At 43.5% G+C, this 23,107-nt stretch carries 18 protein-coding genes and 2 tRNA genes; 6 read left to right on the forward strand and 14 right to left on the reverse strand.

Annotated features, from left to right (window positions below; all coding sequences use genetic code 11):
- Window positions 1-18 precede the first annotated feature (18 nt).
- The 9 genes from nusA to rlmE form a co-directional block, all read right to left on the reverse strand.
- Window positions 19-1,506, reverse strand: a complete 1,488-nt coding sequence (gene nusA / locus BS333_RS10990; protein WP_021708140.1) for a transcription termination factor NusA — start codon at window positions 1,504-1,506, stop codon at window positions 19-21.
- 36 nt (window positions 1,507-1,542) lie between these two features.
- Complete coding sequence (gene rimP / locus BS333_RS10995) at window positions 1,543-1,998, reverse strand: ribosome maturation factor RimP (RefSeq protein ID WP_021708139.1); 456 nt, start codon at window positions 1,996-1,998, stop codon at window positions 1,543-1,545.
- Window positions 1,999-2,217: 219 nt separating this feature from the next.
- A tRNA-Met gene (locus BS333_RS11000) sits at window positions 2,218-2,294 on the reverse strand.
- Between the two features lie 56 nt (window positions 2,295-2,350).
- Window positions 2,351-2,434 (reverse strand) — tRNA-Leu (locus tag BS333_RS11005).
- A 17-nt stretch (window positions 2,435-2,451) separates the two neighbouring features.
- Window positions 2,452-2,790: a preprotein translocase subunit SecG gene (secG, locus tag BS333_RS11010; RefSeq protein ID WP_021708138.1), complete on the reverse strand. Its 339-nt coding sequence runs from the start codon at window positions 2,788-2,790 to the stop codon at window positions 2,452-2,454.
- A 197-nt stretch (window positions 2,791-2,987) separates the two neighbouring features.
- Entirely contained in the window at window positions 2,988-4,328 is a 1,341-nt protein-coding gene (gene glmM / locus BS333_RS11015; protein ID WP_021708137.1) for a phosphoglucosamine mutase, read from the reverse strand.
- Between the two features lie 29 nt (window positions 4,329-4,357).
- The gene (gene folP / locus BS333_RS11020) at window positions 4,358-5,197 is read right to left on the reverse strand and encodes a dihydropteroate synthase (protein ID WP_021708136.1); all 840 of its coding nucleotides are present in this window, start codon (window positions 5,195-5,197) and stop codon (window positions 4,358-4,360) included.
- Between the two features lie 115 nt (window positions 5,198-5,312).
- Entirely contained in the window at window positions 5,313-7,259 is a 1,947-nt protein-coding gene (gene ftsH / locus BS333_RS11025) for an ATP-dependent zinc metalloprotease FtsH (protein ID WP_033003187.1), read from the reverse strand.
- A 108-nt stretch (window positions 7,260-7,367) separates the two neighbouring features.
- Entirely contained in the window at window positions 7,368-7,997 is a 630-nt protein-coding gene (gene rlmE / locus BS333_RS11030) for a 23S rRNA (uridine(2552)-2'-O)-methyltransferase RlmE (RefSeq protein ID WP_021708134.1), read from the reverse strand.
- Between the two features lie 138 nt (window positions 7,998-8,135).
- On the opposite strand from rlmE, the gene yhbY reads away from it, so the two are divergent.
- The gene (gene yhbY / locus BS333_RS11035) at window positions 8,136-8,432 is read left to right on the forward strand and encodes a ribosome assembly RNA-binding protein YhbY (RefSeq protein ID WP_021708133.1); all 297 of its coding nucleotides are present in this window, start codon (window positions 8,136-8,138) and stop codon (window positions 8,430-8,432) included.
- 75 nt (window positions 8,433-8,507) lie between these two features.
- Here yhbY and greA read toward each other — a convergent pair whose 3' ends face one another.
- Window positions 8,508-8,981, reverse strand: a complete 474-nt coding sequence (gene greA, locus BS333_RS11040; protein ID WP_021708132.1) for a transcription elongation factor GreA — start codon at window positions 8,979-8,981, stop codon at window positions 8,508-8,510.
- 533 nt (window positions 8,982-9,514) lie between these two features.
- On the opposite strand from greA, the gene BS333_RS11045 reads away from it, so the two are divergent.
- Window positions 9,515-10,528, forward strand: coding sequence for a porin (locus BS333_RS11045; RefSeq protein ID WP_021708131.1), 1,014 nt, complete (start codon window positions 9,515-9,517; stop codon window positions 10,526-10,528).
- Window positions 10,529-10,643: 115 nt separating this feature from the next.
- Window positions 10,644-12,068: a serine-type D-Ala-D-Ala carboxypeptidase gene (gene dacB, locus BS333_RS11050; RefSeq protein ID WP_021708130.1), complete on the forward strand. Its 1,425-nt coding sequence runs from the start codon at window positions 10,644-10,646 to the stop codon at window positions 12,066-12,068.
- 144 nt (window positions 12,069-12,212) lie between these two features.
- Here dacB and tyrS read toward each other — a convergent pair whose 3' ends face one another.
- Window positions 12,213-13,400: a tyrosine--tRNA ligase gene (gene tyrS, locus BS333_RS11055; protein WP_021708129.1), complete on the reverse strand. Its 1,188-nt coding sequence runs from the start codon at window positions 13,398-13,400 to the stop codon at window positions 12,213-12,215.
- A 129-nt stretch (window positions 13,401-13,529) separates the two neighbouring features.
- On the opposite strand from tyrS, the gene BS333_RS11060 reads away from it, so the two are divergent.
- The gene (locus BS333_RS11060) at window positions 13,530-14,819 is read left to right on the forward strand and encodes a peptidoglycan DD-metalloendopeptidase family protein (RefSeq protein ID WP_021708128.1); all 1,290 of its coding nucleotides are present in this window, start codon (window positions 13,530-13,532) and stop codon (window positions 14,817-14,819) included.
- A gap of 410 nt (window positions 14,820-15,229) precedes the next feature.
- On the opposite strand, the gene BS333_RS11070 is transcribed toward BS333_RS11060, so the two are convergent.
- The 3 genes from BS333_RS11070 to erpA all read right to left on the reverse strand — a co-directional run bounded on the left by BS333_RS11070 (window position 15,230) and on the right by erpA (window position 19,941).
- A complete protein-coding gene (locus BS333_RS11070) occupies window positions 15,230-18,337 on the reverse strand; it encodes an efflux RND transporter permease subunit (RefSeq protein WP_021710620.1) in 3,108 nt (1,035 codons plus the stop codon).
- A 9-nt stretch (window positions 18,338-18,346) separates the two neighbouring features.
- Complete coding sequence (locus tag BS333_RS11075; protein ID WP_021710619.1) at window positions 18,347-19,462, reverse strand: efflux RND transporter periplasmic adaptor subunit; 1,116 nt, start codon at window positions 19,460-19,462, stop codon at window positions 18,347-18,349.
- Between the two features lie 137 nt (window positions 19,463-19,599).
- Entirely contained in the window at window positions 19,600-19,941 is a 342-nt protein-coding gene (erpA, locus tag BS333_RS11080; RefSeq protein WP_021710618.1) for an iron-sulfur cluster insertion protein ErpA, read from the reverse strand.
- Between the two features lie 375 nt (window positions 19,942-20,316).
- Here erpA and hemL point away from each other — a divergent pair, with 375 nt between their 5' ends.
- Window positions 20,317-21,612 (forward strand): glutamate-1-semialdehyde 2,1-aminomutase, encoded by a 1,296-nt coding sequence (gene hemL / locus BS333_RS11085; protein ID WP_021710617.1) that lies wholly within the window; start codon window positions 20,317-20,319, stop codon window positions 21,610-21,612.
- Window positions 21,613-21,968: 356 nt separating this feature from the next.
- A complete protein-coding gene (locus tag BS333_RS11090; RefSeq protein WP_021710616.1) occupies window positions 21,969-23,054 on the forward strand; it encodes an AI-2E family transporter in 1,086 nt (361 codons plus the stop codon).
- Window positions 23,055-23,107: the final 53 nt, after the last annotated feature.

A 23,107-nucleotide genomic window follows, 5' to 3' on the forward strand; every position in this document is an offset into this window, starting at 1 on the left:
GCTTCCTCCTTGCTGATATTATGCTTCTTCGCCAAACCAACAGATATTACGTGCAGCCATGATTAGTTCACCAGCACGTTCTTCAGTTAGGCCTTCAATACCTTCTAAATCGTCGATACCTTGGTCAGCAAGATCTTCTAGTGTTGCCACACCTTTCGCTGCCAATTTGTATGCCATTTCACGCTCTAGGCCTTCTAAAGACAACAAGTCTTCTGCTGGCTCTAAACCTTCGAAAGATTCTTCTTGTGCAAGTGCAATCGTTGTTAATGCATCTTTTGCACGGTTACGAAGTTCTTCGATAAGTTCTTCATTCAAGCCGTCAATTTCAAGCAGCTCATTCACTGGTACATAAGCAACTTCTTCTAATGTTGAGAAGCCTTCTTCGACCAGCATCTGGGCAAAATCTTCTTCAATATCGAGGTACTTCATAAAGTTTTCGATAGAAGCTTGAGATTCTTCCGCGTGTTTCTTCTGCAGATCAGCAACCGTCATTACGTTCAGTTCCCAGCCCGTTAGTTGAGAGGCTAAACGAACGTTTTGACCATTACGGCCGATTGCTTGTGCTAAGTTATCCGCTTCAACTGCGATGTCCATCGCGTGTGCATCTTCATCAACAATGATTGAAGCAACATCTGCTGGCGCCATTGCATTAATAACGAACTGAGCAGGGTTGTCATCCCAAAGCACAATATCGATACGCTCGCCGCCAAGTTCGCCAGAAACAGCCTGAACACGTGCGCCACGCATACCAACACAAGCACCAACAGGGTCAATACGCTTGTCGTTCGTTTTCACTGCAATTTTTGCACGAGAGCCAGGGTCACGAGCGGCACCTTTTAGTTCGATGATTTCTTCAGCGATCTCTGGAACTTCAACTCGGAACAACTCTTCCAACATTTCAGGTTTTGAACGAGTTAGGAATAGTTGGAAACCACGCGCTTCTGGGGCCACTTTGTATAGAAGGCCACGAACGCGATCACCTGGGCGGAAGTTTTCACGCGGAAGTTGATCATCACGTAGAATCACACCTTCAGCATTATTACCTAAATCTAAAACGATAGTTTCACGATTTACTTTCTTCACGACACCGGTGATTAAGTCACCTTCATTGTCGATAAATTGACCGACAATTTGAGCACGTTCAGCTTCACGTACTTTTTGTACGATAACTTGTTTTGCAGTTTGTGTCGTAATGCGGTCAAAAGTAACAGAAGGGATATCATCCTCGACAAAATCACCCAATTGGATGTCTGCATCTTCATACTGTGCAGCTTCAAATGAGATTTCTTTTGTTGGGTTTTCAACTTCTTCAACCACCAACCAACGACGGAACGTTTCAAACTCACCCGTTTTACGGTCGATTTCGACTCGAACATCAATTTCGATATCGTACTTTTTCTTTGTAGACGTTGCTAGAGCAATCTCAAGTGCCTCAAAGATACGCTCACGAGGTACCGCTTTTTCGTTCGATACCGCTTCTGCTACCGCTAAAATTTCTTTACTCATTGTATTTAGCCTCTAAGCTTAAACTTTTTTAGGGAACTAAAATTTAGGGATCAGGTTAGCTTTTGAAATGTTACTAAGAGCAAACTCTTCTTGTTGCCCATCAACATTTAACGCTATTGTTTCACCATCAACACTATGGATAATACCTTTCCATTTGCGACGGTTAGCAACGGCCATTTTCAAAACGACGCTGACCTCGTGACCAATAAATTGCTCATAATGTGTTGCTTTAAAAAGTGGTCTTTCTAAGCCTGGTGAAGAAACTTCTAGGCTGTAAGCAACAGAAATTGGATCTTCGACATCAAGTACTGCACTCACCTGACGACTGACTTCTGCACAATCGTCCACATTGATGCCATTTTCATGGTCAATGTAAATTCTTAACGTTGAGTAAGCACCTGCTCGAATAAATTCTAATCCAACCAACTCGTAGCCTGACGCTTCTACTGGAGCTTCAAGCATTTCAGTAAGTTGTCTTTCTAAACCAGTCATTTTAACCACTCCAGAAACAAAAAAAGGGCTCAGAGCCCAATCAAAAAACCAAGCATTACCCGAGTAAAAAACTCAGATAACAAAAAACCCCGAAAGTCGGGGTTTTATGCTGCTGGACCCTGATACGTTAAAAAGTACAGTAAAGTACCTTTTAACTCACAGTGTGGTTAGCACTGTGCAAACTTGCCAACCCTAATAAAAATTGAATTTATATTAGATTGGTTGCGGGGGCCGGATTTGAACCGACGACCTTCGGGTTATGAGCCCGACGAGCTACCAAGCTGCTCCACCCCGCGTCCGACTTAGTGAATATTATACCTTCAACTAAGTGTTTTACAAGTTTGTAAACTCATGGTGCCGAGAGAGGGACTCGAACCCTCACACCTAAGGCACTAGCACCTCATGCTAGCGTGTCTACCAATTTCACCATCTCGGCTACATAAACCTTACAGCTTATTGTGGGATTTCATCACTTTTAGGTGCTGGAATCTCACTCACTGCGTCTTTAACTTGTTCTACCACTGGTTGACCAAGCGTTGGGTCAATCCACTGTGACTCAGTTTTATGTGTAGACATACGACCAAGCAGCAAGCTAACGACAAAAAATACGGTTGCTAAAATAGCAGTTGTTCGGGTTAAGAAGTTACCTGAGCCGCTAGCACCAAACACTGTGTTTGAAGCACCAGCACCGAACGAAGCTCCCATATCTGCGCCTTTACCTTGTTGAATCAACACAAGGCCAATCACACCAAGCGCAGCCAACAGGTAAATCACAAGTAGAACTGAAAACATTTTTTCCACCTATGTTCCAAATTGTTGAGCCAGCGCCGTTCAAAAATAGCTTAATGAACAAGGCTAGCGTCTCCCTTAGCAGGAGCGGAGCAATACTAGCGAATGCCAGTAGCGCTGACAAGGAAAAAATAACAAAAAACCGCCACAAACAAGCCAAACGCTCAAAAAAAGGGCAATAGATGCCCTTTGGGGTACTTTTAGCAACTTGCTTTGACTGCGTCGGCAATTTTAAGGGCAGAGCGTTGAACTAATTCAGCATCTTCACCCTCAACCATAACTCGAATAAGTGGTTCAGTGCCAGATTTACGGAGTAAAACTCGGCCTTTATCACCCAACTCTGATTCAACTTCCGTTACTGAGTCTAGTACATTTTTTGCTTCTAAAGGATTGCTTTGCCCAGCAAATCTAACATTTTCTAGAACTTGAGGGTAAAGAGTCATTCCTTGAGATAAATCATTAAGAGACATATCACTACCAACAATAGAAGCCAGTACTTGGAGTGCAGCAACAATTGCATCGCCAGTGGTCACTTTATCTAATAAAATCACATGACCAGAGTTTTCCGCGCCAATTTTCCAACCTTTAGCGAGCAACTGCTCCATCACATAACGATCACCGACAGCAGCACGTACAAATGGGATACCTAATTGCTTTAGACCATTTTCCATACCTAAATTGGTCATGAGTGTACCGACGACACCACCTTTCAACTCGCCTCTACGAAGTGCGTCGCGTGCAATAATATAAGCAATTTGATCACCATCGATCTTGTTACCTAAATGGTCAACCATAATGATACGATCGCCATCACCATCAAATGCCAATCCTAAATGAGCTTGCTCATCAACAACACGTTTTTGCAAAGCACGAACATCCGTCGCTCCTACTTTTTCATTGATGTTGATACCGTTTGGTTCAACCCCCATCGCAATGACTTCTGCACCTAGCTCGGCAAATACATTTGGAGCAATGTGATAAGTCGCCCCATGAGCACAATCCACAACAATTTTAAGGTTAGCCAAACTGAGTTCTGAAGGAAATGTACTCTTACAGAATTCGATATAGCGACCTGCCGCATCATGCAAACGGGTTGCTTTGCCTAATTCAGCTGATTCAACACACTCTATATCTTTATCTAATTCGGCTTCAATGGCTAATTCGATGTCATCTGGTAACTTTGTCCCTTCCGATGAAAAGAATTTAATACCATTATCATAATATGGGTTGTGCGACGCAGAGATAACAATTCCTGCCTCAGCACGGAAGGTCTGAGTGAGGTAAGCAACAGCAGGAGTTGGCATTGGCCCTGTAAAAGTAGCTTTAAGTCCTGCAGCTGCAAGCCCTGCCTCTAATGCCGATTCCAACATATAGCCTGAAATTCGGGTATCTTTGCCGATAATGACTTTTTTAGTGCCTTGCTGAGCTAAAACTCGACCAGCAGCCCAACCCAATTTGAGGACAAAGTCGGGAGTAATAGGATATTGGCCCACTTTTCCGCGTACCCCATCGGTACCAAAATAACGTCTTTTATCAGACATAAAACTTCCTCAATATTTATTTTCAATATCTATTTATTATTGTGCATCATTTCAACAATTTTCATTGCTTCAATGGTTTCTTCGAAGTCATGAACTCGAATAATTTGCGCACCTTTCGTGGCGGCTATTGTGGCACAGACCACGCTCGCATTGGTACATTCCGATGCTTGCTTATTTAGAAGCTTAAAAATCATACTCTTACGAGAGATTCCAGCTAACAAAGGCAGACCAAACTCATGAAACTTATCAAGATGTGCCAGCATATGATAATTATGTTCGATCGTTTTACCAAAACCAAAACCCGGATCTAAAATAAGTTTTGATTTATCAATACCAACCGCTTCGCAAGCCGCCACTCGCTCTTGAAGAAAAGCCGCAACGTCTCCCATTAAATCGTCGTAATGAGGTGCTTCTTGCATAGTCCTAGGTTGACCTTGCATATGCATAAGGCAAATAGGTAAGTTAGATTCCGCAGCGACTTTAAGTGCACCTGGCTCTTGTAATGCTCTCACATCATTAATTAAATCTGCCCCTGCTTCAACCGCTTGACGCATTACTTCGGCTTTACTTGTATCGATAGAGATCCAAACATCATAACGTTCTCTGATCGCTTTAATAACTGGAATAACCCTCTCTAATTCTTCTTCCAGTGCAACATCAGGAGCGCCCGGTCTTGTTGATTCACCACCAACATCAATGATGGTTACCCCAGCTTGAATCATTTTATCCACTTGAGCCAATGCTGATTCGATAGAGTTAAACTTCCCTCCATCAGAAAAAGAATCCGGTGTGACATTGAGGATCGCCATAACATGTGAGCGAGTCATATCTAACGTTTTATTATTAGCCTCAATCGTAGCTGTGATCATACCTTAGCCTCATTATAACTATTCGCCTTGACGTAACTGTCCGCCTTGACGGCATTTTTCTTTATAAATACAAAAACCCCGAGCTAAGCCCGGGGTTTTATTGATATTGTTATTTTTATTCCACATCTTTGCTCTCAGGCGCTTCATTTGACGAAGCATTTTGAGAAGCCTGACCTGATGAGCTTTCTGCTGATTTAACTTCTGAGGAACTTTCCGAAGCCGGCTTGGCAGTTGGCTTATCGCCCCAACCTGCAGGCTCACGAATCTCAGTTTTCCGGTTCATCAGATCATCAATCTGACCAGCATCAATTGTTTCGTATTTCATCAATGCGTCTTTCATCGCGTGCATAATATCCATGTTTTCTTCTAGGATTTGCTTAGCACGGTCATAGTTACGGTCAATGATAGTACGGATCTCATCATCAATGAGCTTCGCTGTGTCATCCGACATATGCTTGGTTTGCGTTACGCTACGGCCCAAGAAAACTTCACCTTCTTCTTCTGCGTAGAGTAACGGACCCAGCTTTTCAGAAAAGCCCCATTGCGTGACCATTTTGCGTGCAATATCTGTTGCTCGTTCGATATCGTTAGAAGCGCCTGTCGACACTTTATCAGCGCCGTAGATAAGCTCTTCTGCCAAACGACCACCATATAAGCTCGACACCATTGATTCAAGGTGTTGACGAGACATACTCACTCGGTCTTGCTCTGGTAAGTACATTGTCACACCAAGAGCGCGGCCACGTGGAATGATAGAAACTTTATATACAGGATCATGCTCAGGTACCAATCGACCAACAATAGCATGGCCAGCTTCATGGTAAGCCGTTGATTCTTTAACTTCTTCAGACATTACCATTGAACGGCGCTCTGCACCCATCATGATTTTATCTTTAGCAAGTTCAAACTCGACCATAGAAACATTACGTTTATTGCCACGTGCTGCAAACAATGCGGCTTCGTTAACAAGGTTAGCAAGGTCAGCACCAGAGAAACCAGGGGTACCACGAGCGATTAGAGAAGGCTCTACATCATCCGCTAACGGTACTTTTCTCATGTGTACTTTAAGGATCTGCTCACGACCACGAACATCTGGCAGCCCAACCACCACTTGACGGTCAAAACGACCAGGACGAAGTAATGCAGGGTCTAAAACGTCTGGACGGTTAGTTGCCGCAATGACGATGATGCCTTCATTACCTTCAAATCCATCCATTTCAACCAGCATCTGGTTAAGGGTTTGTTCACGTTCGTCATGGCCACCACCTACACCAGCACCACGTTGACGACCTACAGCATCGATCTCATCGATAAAGATAATACACGGTGCTGCTTTTTTGGCTTGCTCAAACATGTCACGCACACGAGATGCACCGACACCAACAAACATTTCCACAAAATCCGAACCAGAGATCGTAAAGAACGGTACTTTAGCTTCACCCGCAATTGCCTTAGCAAGCAATGTTTTACCAGTACCAGGAGGACCAACCATCAACACACCAGTAGGGATTTTACCACCTAGCTTCTGGAAACGACTTGGGTCACGGAGGTAATCGACCAGCTCTTTCACGTCTTCTTTTGCTTCGTCACAACCTGCAACGTCGGCAAAAGTTGTTTTAATTTGCTCTTCGCTCATCATTCGAGCTTTGCTCTTACCAAAAGACATGGCACCTTTACCGCCACCGCCTTGCATCTGACGCATGAAGAAAATCCACACACCGATCAGTAAGATCATTGGGAACCAAGAAATAAAGATAGTGCCAAGTAAGCTCTGTTCTTCTGGCGGTGTGCCTTGAACTTTTACATTATGTGAGATTAGGTCATCCAGTAGTTTTTGATCGTACACTGGCATATAAGTGACCATCTTGGCACCACCGCTGTTACGAACAAAACTGATTTCGCCATCTTTAAATGTTGCTTCTTGAATCTGGCCTTTGCCAACTTCTTGTACGAATGTGGTGTAGTCCACCGTTCTGCCGTTGCTTTCCCCAGGGCCAAAGCTCTGAAATACCGACATCAACACAACTGCGATAACAAGCCACAGAATTAAATTTTTTGCCATGTCACTCAAGGTGTCAGCCTCTCGATAACTGATTGTAATTAAAGGTAGGGTACTACAGTTTGCAAACCGTAGCCATAGTGTTAACCATCCTATAAAGGAACGAAATGGTTAACCTTTGTAACCAGTGGCTACAATAAAGACTTCTCGAGAGCGAGCCCGCGATGAGTCCGGTTTTCTTGTTTTTACAACTTTAAACAGGTTCTTGACTTCTTTAACATACTGATCGAAGCCTTCACCCTGAAAAACTTTTACGACAAAGCTACCATTAGGAGCTAGAACTTGTCGACACATATCTAATGCCAATTCAACCAAGTACATAGCACGAGGCTGATCAACAGAGTTATTACCTGCAATATTAGGTGCCATATCAGACATCACCACATCCACCATAGATGGTTGGATTCTGTCTAGTAACGCTTCTAATACCGCATCTTCTCGAAAATCCCCCTGAAGAAAGCTCACACCAGCAATAGGGTCCATCGGTAGCAAATCACATGCAATAATTTGCCCATCATCACCCACTATCTTAGCAGCATATTGAGACCAACCACCCGGTGCCGCACCTAAATCGACCACAGTCATTCCAGGTTTTAACAATTTATCTTTGGTTTGGATCTCATCAATTTTGAAGTAAGCGCGGGAACGGTAGCCTTTCTTGCGAGCTTCATTCGCATACTTATCGTCAAAGTGTTCTTTCAACCAACGGCCAGAGCTCGCTGAATGTTTTTGTTTACTCATTTTAATCCTAACAAGGCGTAAATAGCAGCTATTGTTTAGATAGGTCCAGCCTATTGCTCAATAAATTATAGTCTTCAGCAATAGATGGCGTTAAAATAGCTTTTTTCAACCCTTATTTTAAAGAAAATTGGCCGCGTAATGAACCTAAGCACCAAACAAAAGCAGCACCTTAAAGGCCTAGCTCACAGTTTAAAACCTGTTGTGCTAATGGGCGCAAATGGACTTACCGAAGCCGTACTAGCGGAAATTGAAATTGCTCTGAATCACCATGAACTGATTAAAATCAAAGTAGCATCAGAAGATCGTGAGACAAAACAGCTGATTATCGACGCTATCGTGCGTGAAACAGGCGCAGAGAAAGTTCAGACTATCGGTAAAGTACTTGTACTGTTCCGTCAATCTGAAGAGCGCAAAATCGACATTCCTCGCAAGTAATTATATTCGCTTGGATGAAAAGAAAAGGTCGCTTAGGCGACCTTTTTTGTATTTCATTCAACAATTCATCAAGAATTAGAGGTATTCAACGCTGTCGATTTCAAAATCTTTCGCACCACCAGGAGTTTGAATGACAACTTCATCGCCCTCCATCTTGCCAATCAAACCTCGGGCAATCGGTGAGCTGACAGAAATACGACCCGCTTTAATATCAGCTTCGTCATCGCCGACAATTTGATACGTTTTTTCTTCTTCGGTATCGCAATCAATCAATGTGACGGTAGAACCAAAAATGACTTTGCCATTATTTTCCATTTTTGTGACATCAATAACCTGAGCGACCGATAACTTATATTCGATATCACGAATTTGAGCTTCACAGATTCCCTGCTCTTCACGTGCTGCATGATATTCAGCATTTTCCTTTAAGTCGCCTAACTCACGAGCTTCTGCTATTGCTTCAGATATTTGTGGGCGTAGTTTTAGTAGACGATCGAGTTCAGTGCGCAGTAATTGTTCTCCACGCAGTGTCATTGGAACCTTTTCCATTATATAACCTCAAGATCAAAGGAGTCTCTGAACAAAAAAACCTTACCTAATACTTGGTTAGACAAGACGTTCAAAAATGTTGTTTGGTTAGTTTAAACAAACTGGTGAATGAAATCACCTTAAATTCCATCCGCCCTGCCATAGTGTGCTTAAAGCCACGTAATTAAGCGCCGTTGTCCCGGGTATTTCTAGGTAAGTGATTGTAAAACATGACTCATCCAACCCAAATAAACATAAAAAAAGATAAAAACAACAAAAAATAAAAATAACCAATAAAATAAAAAAACGCTTATCAATCATTAACATCAAAAGAAAAGAACCACAATTGAACGGTGTGCATTATTTTCATTTATATCATTTTACTAACCTCTAATGAAACTTTAGCAGTAAAACATGTCCTGCAAGCTTTAACTCAATAGCTTTTCTGACGCAGGGGGGATTCTCGTCAGATAAACCATAAGCGAAGTAATGACTTGTGAGAGAGAGCATCTCTGCCATATCAGTTTATGGAAAACTAACTAGGACAAAATAAAATGAAAAAGACTTTAATTGCACTTTCTGTTTCAGCAGCAGCGATGGCAACAGGCGTTAATGCCGCAGAAATTTACAACCAAGATGGCGCTTCTTTTGAAATCGGTGGCCGCGCAGAAGCTCGTCTATCAATGAAAGATGGTGATGTAGCTGATAAATCACGCGCACGTGTGAATGTTCTTGGTAAGCAAGCGATCACTGACGAACTTTACGGTGTTGGTTTCTGGGAAGGCGAATTCACTTCAGCAGATGAAGATGCTAAAAATGATGGCTTAGATACACGCTATGTATACGCAGGTCTAGGTGGTGCATTCGGTGAAGTCACTTACGGTAAAAATGATGGCGCTCTTGGCATCGTAACTGATTTTACTGATATTATGGCTTACCACGGCAACTCTGCTGCTGATAAACTAGAAGCAGCTGACCGTTCAAGCAACATGGTTTCTTACAAAGGCCAATTTGACAACCTATCGCTAAAAGCAAGCTACCGCTTTGCTGACCGTGATGAAACGGGTACTGAATATACAGACAGCGGCAACGATGGTTACTCTCTAGCCGCAACTTACGCTGTTGCTGATACTGGCCTTGAGCTTGGTGCTGGTTATGCAGACCAAGACGAAGCTAACGAATACATGCTAGCCGCTTCTTACACCATGAATAACCTATACTTCGCAGGTGTACTCACTGACGGTGAAAAGGCTGTTAGCGCAGACAGCACTATGTCTAACAAATCTGTAGACTACACAGGTTACGAGCTTGCAGGCGCATACACCATGGGCCAAACTGTATTCAGCTCTACATACAACAACGCAGAAACAAACAACGAAACTTCTGCAAATAACTTTGCTGTAGATGCAACTTACTACTTCAAACCTAACTTCCGTGGTTACGTATCGTACAACTTCAACCTAATTGATGCTGGCGATAAAATGGGTTCGACAGAGACAGCTAACTACAAAGCAACTAAGATTGATGCAGAAGATGAAGTGGCTCTAGGTCTACGTTACGACTTCTAAGCCAATCTCATTGATTGAATGATAAAAATGCCTGCATATGCAGGCATTTTTTATGCTCACTGAAAGGATTTCCATATATACTCTTGGTATCTCTTTGTTTTTATGAACGTCTATTATGCGCTTACGTTGGCCCCTTTTCTTCATCGCTAACCTTTTCTCCTCAACAGTGCTCAGCTACCCTCATCAAGAGGTGCTTCCTAATGGAGCTCGTGTCAGCTTGGTTGCTCAAAAGCTAGACTCTCAAACTGGATTAACCGATATCAATCCCACTGATCAGCTTTTCCCACCTGCCAGTACACTAAAAATTGTTACTGCACTTGCGGCTAAACTTGAACTAGGCGATGGATTTACTTTTAACACGAAACTAGAAAGTTCAGACTCTGATACTGTTATCTCCTTTTCCGGTGACCCGACCCTCTTAACCAGTGATCTGCAAAAAATGCTCACTCGCGCCCAAAAAAATGGCTTGAGAAAAATCAATGGTGACCTTTGGTTAGATAATAGTGCCTTCACAGGTTACGATCGTGCACTTGGTTGGCCGTGGGATATTTTGGGCGTGTGCTATAGTGCACCAGTTTCTGCAATCAGCCTTGATGATAACTGTGTTCAAGCCTCACTTTACACCCAGAAAAATGGTAAAACCCGAGCTTATGTTCCTGAGCACCAACCGATTCAAGTCACCACTCGCGCACAAACCGTCTCAAGTAGTACAAAGAAAAGCCGTCATTGCGAACTTGGCTTAATTGCTAAGCCAAGTAATCATTATGAATTAACGGGTTGTATCGTTGATAGAGGTGATAAACCTCTACCATTGAAAATAGCCGTTCAGGATCCAGAACGTTATACCAGTAAAAAAATTGAACATTTATTGAGAAAGACGGGGATTGTCCTAAGAGGAAAGATAAGAATTGGAACCCCGCCTGATAAAAAACGTCAGTTACAAGCGCTCCACCAATCTAAACCTTTACCACGGTTATTAGATGTCATGTTAAAGCGCTCCGATAACTTAATTGCCGATGCTTTAACTAAAACGCTTGGCGCAAAGTTTTTTATCCAACCAGGCAGCTTTGCTAACGGGACTCAAGCAATAAAACAGATTATCTTTGCTCATACTGGGATTAATATTCAAAGCGCTCGATTGGAGGATGGCTCAGGCTTATCACGAAGTAATCGCCTTTCTGCACCTTCAATGGCTGCGATACTGCGTTATATCTGGCGGAATGAACACAAACTTAACTTAATTGCTATCATGCCTAAATCGGGTGAATCTGGCACGCTGCACTACCGGAAAAGCATGCGTAAAGCACCGATTAAAGGGCAATTAATCGCCAAGAGTGGCTCAATCTACGGTACTTATAACATGGCAGGATATGGCCTTGATAAGAATGGGCAGCCAAACACGGTATTTGTACAGTTTGTATCAGACTACTTCCCAGATAAAAACTCTGGAAAACGAGCGTCACTCCCGCCGATAACACAATTTGAGAAGCTTTTTTATCAAGATGTAATCCGCTTCAGTCAAACAACTGCGAACCAGTAACTTGAAGCTCAAGCAGCCTCGAAAGGCTTAACTATCCAGACCACCGTGATTGTGAATGAGCTGTGTTAAATGACCAGCGAATAAAATGAACGCCTTAGATCAAAAAAGCGCCCAGTGGGCGCTTTGATCTTAAGCAATTATGTATTATTTGATAGTAATACGTGCGAATTTACGCTTACCCACTTGGAATACGTAAGTACCCGCCTCAGGCGCAAACTTCGCGTCCGCGACTTTCTCACCCTCGATCTTCGCAGCGCCTTGCTTAACCATGCGCATGGCTTCCGACGTTGAAGCACATAGGCCCGCTTCTTTCAGTAGGTTTGCAACTGGCGTGCCTGCTTCAAAATCAAACTCCGGCATTTCGTCAGGAATTTGGTTCTTAGCAAAACGGTTCACAAATTCTTGCTCTGCTGCATCTGCATCTGCTTCACTATGGAAACGAGCAATAATTTCTTTTGCTAGTAGTACTTTGATATTACGAGGGTTAGCACCCGCTTCAATATCTGCCTTAAATTGAGCTATTTCTTCAATTGGTCTAAATGACAGGAGATCATAGTAATTCCACATCAAGTCATCAGAGATCGACATGATCTTACCAAACATTTCATTTGGCGCCTCGTTGATCCCAATGTAGTTATTGGCAGACTTAGACATCTTTTTCTCGCCATCCAAGCCAACGAGAAGCGGCATCATCAAAACAGCTTGTGGTTTCTGACCATGCGACTTTTGCAGTTCACGTCCCATAAGAAGATTGAATTTTTGGTCTGTACCGCCAAGCTCAACATCCGTTTCCATCGCAACCGAGTCCCATCCCTGTAAAAGCGGGTACATAAACTCATGGATAGCAATAGGTTGACCACCTGCGTAACGTTTTTTGAAATCATCACGCTCTAACATTCGTGCAACGGTTTGGTTAGCAGCAAGACGAATCATGCCTTCAGCGCCAAGTTCCGACAACCACTCCGAGTTAAACTGAACTTTTGTTTTTGCTGGATCAAGAATTTTGAATACTTGCTCTTTATAAGTTTCAGCATTGCGAATTACATCTTCACGGCTCAGTGGTGGACGAGTGGTATTCTTACCCGTTGGGTCACCAACCATCGCAGTAAAATCACCAATCAAAAAGGTGACTTCATGACCTAATTCTTGGAATAAACGAAGTTTATTAAAAATGACCGTATGGCCAAGATGAATATCAGGCGCAGTTGGATCAGCACCCAGTTTTATACGTAAAGGTCGGCCTTCTTTCAGTTTTGCGATCAGCTCTTCTTCTGGAATCAGTTCTTCGACACCACGCTTAATCTCGGCCAGTGCAGCTTCAATGCTCGCCATTATTGTTCACTCCCACAAATTTGGCAAAAATATAATAGTCGAACATATTACTTGAATAGCGATGCATTTTGAAACACGTTAGACTAGTGATTGTGAATTTTTACGTTTAATTGGGTAATCAAGTACCTCATGCATTCGATTTTAGTCCGCTTACCACTGTTGCATAAAGTCCTTATCGGCTTGTTTGGTGTTCTTATCATTGTCGCTTTTTTCTTTTTGCCAGATCCGCAAGAGCTCGATCCCCAACAAAAAAGACTACAAGTCGGCGAATCTTATCCGATCCCGCTTTCTCTAAGCTCACCGGAACGGGCAGTGCCAGCATCCGTATCAAAAGCGCTTACATGGAAAAAAGACAAAGTCGCTCATGGCGAAAGTGCCGCGATTTTATTCCAGCGAGCAGGCCTCTCGCCTCGCCTTCTTCAAGAACTTCTATCATCGAATAAAAAGATCAAAGAGCGGCTGACTCGTTTGCAACCTGGAGATGCTCTGCATTTTGGTCTCGATGAAAATAATCAATTTGTCCACCTCAAACTGCCACTAAGCACGTTTGAAACTTTTTATGTCGAAAAGCAAGGCGATAAATACCTTACGGGCGTGGATAAAAAGCAAGTAGACCATCAATTGAATTATGCCGAAGCAACCATCAAATCCAACTTTTGGAATGCTGGGATAGCCTCTGGCCTAAATGCCAATCAGATTATGGAGTTAGCGGGTATCTTTGGTTGGGATATCGACTTTGCGTTAGACATTAGAAAAGATGACTCCTTTAGAGTACTTTACCAAGAAGAAGTCGTAGAAGGTGAAGTGATTGGGCGTGGAAAAATCATTGCTGCTGAATTTCACAACCAAGGTGACAAATTCACAGCCATCCTAGATGAAAAGTCTGGCAAATACTTTGATGAGAATGGACGAGCAATGAAAAAAGCCTTTCTCAGAGCACCATTGGACTTCCGTCGAGTAACCTCCAACTTCAACCCTCGCCGCCTGCACCCCGTGACAGGAAGAGTCCGGCCCCATAGAGGGACAGATTACGCAGCGCCCGTTGGCACACCAATTTGGGCCGCGGGTGATGGTGTCGTTCAAAAATCAGCCTATAACAAATTTAATGGTAACTATGTGTTTATTAAACACAGTAACACCTATATCACCAAGTATCTTCACTTAACCAAAAGAACGGTTAAAACAGGACAACGAGTCAAACAAGGTCAGACAATCGGAACATTGGGTGGCACCGGCCGCGTAACGGGGCCGCATCTACACTATGAGTTTTTGGTTAACGGTGTACATAAAAATGCGAGAACGGTAAAACTGCCACAAGCAAAATCGTTAACAGGTAAAGCCAAACAAACCTTCTTAGCCAATGCCAAAGTAACTATGGATAAAATGGACCGTTTTGAACGCTTAATGGCAATGCATTAAACCATTTGTATCCAAGTGACCTCAAAATGCTTTATTCCAAGCGAGGTCACTGAGCTGGCTACTTGGATATCTCTCCTTGCCTTAGCTTTTCTAAACTAGTCTAATCATACTAAGAGGCATACATGATGCCTCTTATACCCAAGTAACCTCAAGATGCTGTGTTCAGCGAGATGACCTTAACTTTCAGGCGCGGCAACGATTCGAAGATATAGTCGTTCTACATTGAGAATCGTTAACAAAGCCTGAGAGTTAAGGTCACTCGCCCTTTGGGAGCGTGTCACTGAGCCGACTTCTTGCGTCAGACAACTTGGAAAGAGCCTGCTATTCCGCTTCGTTGTCTTTCTTGAATTCGACTCAGTGACCTCGCTCTGAATCAAGCATCTTGAGGTCACTTGGGTATAGTTATTTTTTTAGTCAGCTTCAAAATGCTCGCGGCTGTGTTCTCGCCCTAACATCAATAAACAAGGGGTCAAAACCAAAGTGAGTACGGTAGCAAAAGCAAGGCCACCAGCAACGGCGGTCGCTAATTGTGACCACCATTGCGTGCTCGGGGCGCCAAATTCAATCTTTTGATTAATTAGATCGACGTTCATCTCCAATACCATTGGCAATAAACCCAAAATCGTGGTGACGGTCGTGAGCAATACTGGTCTTAAACGCTGTACGCCAGTACGAAGAATCGCTTCTTGCTTGTCTAAGCCTCGTCGACGCATCTGATTATAGGTATCGATCAATACAATATTATTGTTCACAACGATACCTGCTAGCGCAATCACACCAATCCCAGACATAATGATGCCAAACGGTTTTTGAAAGATCAGTAGCCCAGCAAACACACCGACCGTAGAAAATAGAACCGCACTTAAAATCAAAAAAGCTTGGTAAAAACTGTTGAATTGAGTAATCAGGATCAACGCCAGGACGCCAAGAGCAATGAGAAATGCTTGTTGTAGAAATGCCGACGAGTTTTCTTGCTCTTCGTTCTGCCCTCGAATCTTAAATTCAATTCCAGTCGGTAAATCGAGCTGCTGAATCTGCTCAGTAATCTTAGGCAATTCAAGCGCTAAGTTATATCCTTCAGCCATATCAGCTTTGATATTGATGATCCTTCGACCGTCAATTCGTCGAATCGTGTCTTGTTTATGGTCAGGCTTAATATCAGCAAAGTTAGTAATGGGAACTAACCCACTTTGCGTTTTAACACGTAATTGATCAAAGCGACCGATATCGCGCTTGTCATGTGGGTAACGAACTAATATGTCCACTTCTTCATCAGCATCATCAGGTAAATAATCACCAATCTTTAAGCCATTGGTCACAAACTGAACGGTATTACCAACCAAGGTTGCATCTGCGGAAAATCGAGAGGCATCATCACGACGAATATCAATATGCCAATCAATACCCTCTTTGTTCGTGGTATCACTTAGGTTGGTTAAAGCTGGGTTTCTATCTGCCCAATAACGCAGCACCTTTGCCGCCCCATCTAACTGGTCGATGCTGGAGTTTTGAGCAGATACTTCTATCACTAAATCATGCTCAACAGGGGGGCCTGCGTCTGGAAATTTATATTCAATTTCAACACCAGCAAACTGGTTAGTGACCTGTTTCAATTCTTCAATAATGTCTTTTATCTTGCGGCGCTCTTGCCAATCAACAGGGGTTATTTGAATTTGACCAATTTCGTCACTGCCCCCAGTGCGTGTATAGACGCTTTCAAACTCATCATGCCCTAACATCACCGCTTCAATATCTTTCATCACGATATCTTTTTCGTTAATCGATAGATCACCGTATGAACGAACTTTTACAGTAAAGTTCGGTGGTTCCACTTCAGGAAAAAACTCGACACCAAGTCCGGCCTTACTGTAGGTAAACCCAACGCCTCCTGCCAGTATAAAGGCACAACACAGTACTTTTAGAGGGTGCTGTATCGCTATCGATAAAGTTTGATAATAAAACTTGGTGATTCCTGTTGCCTTATCGAACTTACCGTTATGCAGGTCAACCGCTTCTTGTCGTTGCGTCGCCCCCATCGCTTGCGGTTTTCCAATTAAACTGCCAATAACAGGGACAAAAAGTAATGCCATGACCAAGGAGGCGGTGAGAGTCGCAATTAATGTTAGCGGTAAGTATTTCATAAACTCACCGGTGATATCTGGCCAAAATAAAAGTGGCGCGAAAGCCGCAAGTGTCGTTGCGGTGGAAGCGGTTATCGGCCACGCCATACGTTTCGCTGCATCACGGTAGGCTTCTTTGCGCGCCACCCCCTCTTGCATTCGTCGGTCAGCAAATTCGGTGACAACAATGGCCCCATCCACCAGCATCCCTACAGCCATAATAAGAGCGAAAAGAACCACAATATTAATCGTCAGCCCAAATACTGACAGCACCAATAGTCCGGTAAGAAATGAACCGGGAATTGAAATACCAACAAGCAATGCTGTACGAACGCCTAAAATTGCAATAATGACGATCACAACCAGAATAATCGCGGACAAGATATTATTTTGGAGATCTGTCAGCATCTGTTTAACATCATCAGATTGATCCCAGGTATACCGCACCTGAAGATTAGACGGCCAATCTTGTCTATTTTGCGCCTCTTTAAGAACAAGTTTGACCAAATCAACCGTGTCGATAATATTTTCTCCAGCACGCTTTTTGATATCTAAAATAACAGCGGTTTCTCCATTTAAGCGAGCAAAACTCTCTGGATCACGAAATGAACGGCGCACCGTCGCCACATCAGCGAATGTCACAACTTCTTTACCATTCACCTTAATTGGTAACTCTAAAACATCCTTCAAAGAGTCAAATACTGAAGGGACTTTCACTGAGAAACGCCCATAGCCTGTGTCAACAAAGCCTGCAGCAACAACCCGGTTGTTTAAAGCGATAAGGTTGTAAATGTCCGCTTGATCTAGGCCATAGCTTTCCATTAATAGTGGATCGACAATAATTTCTACAATATCGTCACGGTCACCAGCAATATCCACTTCCAACACCTGCCGATAGCTTTCCAGCTTATCGCGAAGTGCACGAGCAATCTGTACCGTCGTTCGCTCTGGTGTTGTTCCGTATAGCACAACGGTTAATACGGGCTCTTCAGAAGCAAGTGTCACCTCATTAACCGTAGGCTCATCACTGCCTTCTGGTAATTTGGGTTTTGCTAAATCTACCGCATCACGCACGTCCGCCATTGCTGAAGTGAGATCGACGCCCACGCTGAATTCTAAAGTGACCGAGGCATGACCTTCCGATGCCACTGAGGTCATTTCTTTGACGCCTTCAATCGAACGCAGCTCTTGTTCTAACGGCCGGACAAGAAGCCTTTCTGCATCCGTAGGTGATATCCCTTGGTGCCCGACAGACACATAAATAATCGGGATAGTAATGTCTGGACTGGACTCCTTGGGAATGGTGATATAGGTGATCACACCTGCGATAAGGATCATGACCAGCAAAGTTAGCATCGTCCGAACACGAGATAAGGCCGCATCAATTAACGTATACATAATGTTCCCTTACTGAGTGTTCGCCGTTGTCGTGCTCTCATGGTTTGCTTTCGTTGCTGCGACAATATCGCCATCTCGAGCAAACCCCTGCCCCAAAACAATGATATCCACTTGCTCACCTAATCCCGTTAACCATACCCCATCTTCTTCTGCTTTCACCAGTTGAATAGGAACAAAATGAACACGACCATCACGTAACGTTTTTATCCCTAAGTTTCCTTGTTCGTCCAGCGCTAACATCGCAGCAGTTACTTTAATGGCAGGGATCTGATCAAGTGCTAACACCACTTCAGCGCTCATTCCGGCTGGCGTAGTCCCATTAGGGTTATCAATTTCAATTTCGATTGGAAACGTGTTCGTTGCAGGAGAAGAAATACGGCTCATGTAACGGACGTTACCTTGATGTTGTACCTGATCAATCGTACGAACCTCAGCATGTTGACCCGAACGAAGAGACTGAATATGACGTTCACTGACATCTGCTTCAATCACTAATTTATCAAGGTCAATAACAGTCGCTACCGGATCGCCAACAGCAACAAAATCACCAACTTCCACAAATCTATCATCCAATATGCCATTAAAAGGGGCTTTGATTGTGGTGTTACCAAGCGCGGTTTGCACATTGGTTAAATTAGCGCGAGCATCAATCAAAGCTGCCTCTGCTGTTGCAAAGGCCACTTCACCTTGCAAGCCTCGTTTTCTCAAGGATTGAGCCGCTTTAAATTCTTTCTCTTTAACACTCAATAAACTTTGCGCTCGTCTGAGCTGACTGTCTAGATCACGCTCATCAATCTTGGCGATCACTTGCCCTTTTTTAACCGCTAGCCCTTTCTTCACATCTAAGCGAATAACTTTACCTGCGATTTCTGCTGCCAATTTGACTTGTCGATTAGGTGCCGTTCGGCCGTAGAGCTCGATGGTTTTATGAGTAGGCTGCGCCTTAAACGTATCGTAAACCACTTTGGCCACCGGGAGTGATTCAGACGAAGTAGCAACAGACGATGAAGGTTCTTCGGCTTGAAGCTGACCTAAAGACAACCATGCCACGAGTCCAATGATAAAAACGAGAGAAGCCAGCCACGGCCGTTCAGCGAAGTGCTGCCGAAGAGAAGCGATAGACATACAAAATCCTTTTGCATTATACGGCCTATGATTCAATGGCCGAGTGTATCTTGTTTAAATTAGACGTATGCAGGTAATAAAAATGACCGCCAAGATACAAATAGGGCAACCTTTGTTGGTTGCCCTACTCGATTTAGTTACACACTGAAAGAGGCACCGCAGCCACAGGTCGTGGTAGCATTTGGGTTGTTCACAAAGAATCTCGCCCCTTCAAGGCCTTCTGTATAGTCAACCACGCCACCAATGAGGTATTGCAGGCTCATTGGATCTATCACCAAGGTAACGCCACTGTTTTCAATTGTAGTATCACCTTCGTTGACATTCTCATCAAAGGTAAAACCGTATTGAAAACCACTGCATCCGCCACCTGTTATGTAGACACGCAATTTTAGTTCTGGGTTTTCTTCCTCTTCAATCAACGTTTTAACGCGTAATGCTGCGGCATCAGAAAAAGACAATGGTACATTTACTTCGCTCACGAAATACCTCTCACTCGTGTCATGCGTCCGCCTCAAGGCAAAACGTCAAATTTATCCTAATTAACTCGATTATCTAATACCTGACCAGTTCGTTCAAGTATTCACCTATGATTCTTTGCCCGCTCAGCATATTTTTATATCAAGCACTCACGATAAAAACCGAATATCTCGTTGCCCAATATAATGATATATACCCAAGTAACCTTGAGAACACTTGGGTATATAACAAGATAAATTAACCAAAACGTTTCTAACTATGATTTTGCTAGGTACAATACATACACCTAACTTACCTCAAACCGTTAGGTAGATGCCCAAATGGTCGCAAAAATACTTGGGCACAGACAGGTCTGAACAATAAAAAGAGGATCCCCCATGACCAAATCATCCGAGCTATACCAAAAAGCTCAGCAAACCATTCCTGGTGGCGTCAACTCACCAGTTCGTGCTTTTAATGGAGTGGGTGGCTCTCCACTATTTATTGAACGTGCCGATGGTGCCTTAATTTTTGATGCCGATGGTAAAGCCTATATCGACTATGTTGGCTCTTGGGGTCCCATGATCCTTGGCCACAACCATGTCGTGATCCGTGAAGCTGTGATTGATGCCGCTCAACGCGGTCTCAGCTTTGGCGCACCAACAGAAATGGAAATCGCCATGGCTGAACTTGTTTCAGAGCTAGTCCCTTCTATGGAACAAATTCGCATGGTCAGCTCTGGTACTGAAGCTACCATGAGTGCAATCCGTCTAGCACGTGGCTTTACGGGTCGCGACAAGATCATGAAATTTGAAGGCTGCTACCATGGCCATGCTGATAGCTTACTCGTCAAAGCAGGTTCCGGCGCGTTAACCCTAGGTCAACCAAGTTCACCTGGTGTCCCTGCTGATTTTGCTAAGCATACTCTAACAGCAACATTTAACGATCTCGATTCAGTACGTGAGCTTTTTGCAGCAAACAAAGGTGAAATCGCATGTATCATCGTTGAACCAGTAGCGGGCAATATGAACTGTATCCCTCCAGTAGAAGGGTTCCACGAAGGTCTGCGCGAAATCTGTGATCAAGAAGGCGCACTACTGATTTTTGATGAAGTTATGACAGGCTTCCGTGTGGCTCTGGGTGGCGCACAAGCTCACTACAACATCAAACCAGACCTAACAACGCTAGGTAAAGTAATCGGTGGTGGTATGCCTGTGGGGGCTTTCGGTGGCCGTAAAGAAGTCATGCAATACGTTGCGCCAACAGGTCCAGTTTACCAAGCAGGGACACTTTCAGGTAATCCTGTAGCTATGGCTGCGGGCTTTGCATGTTTGAACCTTCTTAAACAGGAAGGTAATGAAAAACGTCTTGCAGCTAAAACAAAACAGCTTGCCGAAGGCTTCAAAGTGCTGGCTGAAAAACACGGAATACCAATGGTAGTAAACCAAGTTGGTGGCATGTTCGGCTTCTTCTTTACTGACCAAGAAGTCATCACTTGCTACGAAGACGTGGCCAAGTGTGACATCGAGCGCTTCAAACGTTTCTTCCACCTCATGCTAAATCATGGTGTCTACCTTGCCCCATCAGCATTCGAAGCAAGCTTCACGTCTCTGGCTCATGGCTCAAAAGAGATTGACGCAACACTAGAAGCCGCCGATCGTTGTTTCGCGATTCTAGCAGAAGAATCTAAGTAAGCTTTTTACTTGACGACCAAAAGCAAAAAAAGGACCTTCAGGGTCCTTTTTTATAGTCTCAACTATGTTTGCCAATGAAAAATCACGAGAATGGCGAGTACACCAATAACAATACCAAACCATGGTATACGTTTGGTTTTGCTTTGACCTTGGCACTTTTTATCATCGTTACAACAGCCCATTTTTCTATCTCTTGATTGATAACAACCTGATTTATGGCCATTATAACAAGGTCAGTTGCTCCTTCCCAATTCAGCTTTATCATAGGCTTGAAAAAGTCGTTGGTGCAAAGTCGTTACGATTTGACGCTGTGATATCAGCGTACATCTCAATCATCCGTAAGTTGGATTCATCGCATGCAAAATAATCTAAAAATCAATTCAAGCCACCGAGTCCTTGTCGCGGCATTACTCGGTGCAGGTTTAGCTTGTTATTTCTTGGTAGAGCCTTACATCAACTCTATCGTCATGGCATTTATTCTCTCTCTCCTCATGTTCCCTATTCATGGTTGGATAGAACAAAAGTTACCACGGCATAAAAATGTGGTTTCATTACTGTCTTGCATTGTACTCACCTTTATTATTGTGATCCCGCTACTCTTCGTCTTTGCGGCTTTAGTTCAACAAGGTTCGGTTTTTTCACAAAACACCTATAAATGGGTTGCCAGTGGTGGTATTCAAGATGTTTTTCAACACCCTTGGGTTGTCAAAGGGTTAGCATTCATCAATGAATACCTCCCATTTGATAAAATTGAACCAAAAGAAATTGCAGAAAAGGTTGGCCAGTTTGCAACAACATTTGGAACAAACCTTGTTGCTATCAGTGCAAAAATTCTGGGTGACGCTACGAACTTCTTGATGGACTTTTTCTTAATGCTGTTCGTGTTATTCTTTTTATTACGCGATCACGATAAGATCATTTCAGCTATTCGACACATCTTGCCCCTTTCACGCAGCCAAGAAGACAAGATTCTTACTGAAATAGAACAAGTCTCAAAATCAGCGGTAATGGGCTCATTTTTAACCGCCATTGCACAAGGTTTTGCTGGCGGATTCGGCATGTGGGTTGCTGGCTTTCCTGGCTTATTTTGGGGGACGATGATCGGTTTTGCTTCTTTCATTCCAGTGGTTGGAACTGCTTTAATTTGGATCCCAGCAGCGACTTACTTATTCCTTACTGGTGACACTACTTGGGCAATTTTCCTGACGATTTGGAGTATTGTCGTAGTCGGCTCCATCGATAATTTACTCCGCCCGCTTTTAATGCAAAACGGGGCAGGCATGAATACATTAATGATCTTTTTTTCGCTCTTAGGCGGAATTCATTTATTCGGCTTGATCGGCTTAATCTACGGGCCTTTGATCTTTGCTATCACTATGGTGCTGTTTAATATCTACGAAGAGGAATTTAAAGACTTCCTCGATGAACAAGACAACAGCTAAGAATCTCCCTCTTCATGCTTGGGCCAGATTATGAGAAAATCAGGCCCAAATGC

This window comes from Vibrio azureus, from assembly GCF_002849855.1.
GTDB classification, from domain to species: domain Bacteria; phylum Pseudomonadota; class Gammaproteobacteria; order Enterobacterales; family Vibrionaceae; genus Vibrio; species Vibrio azureus.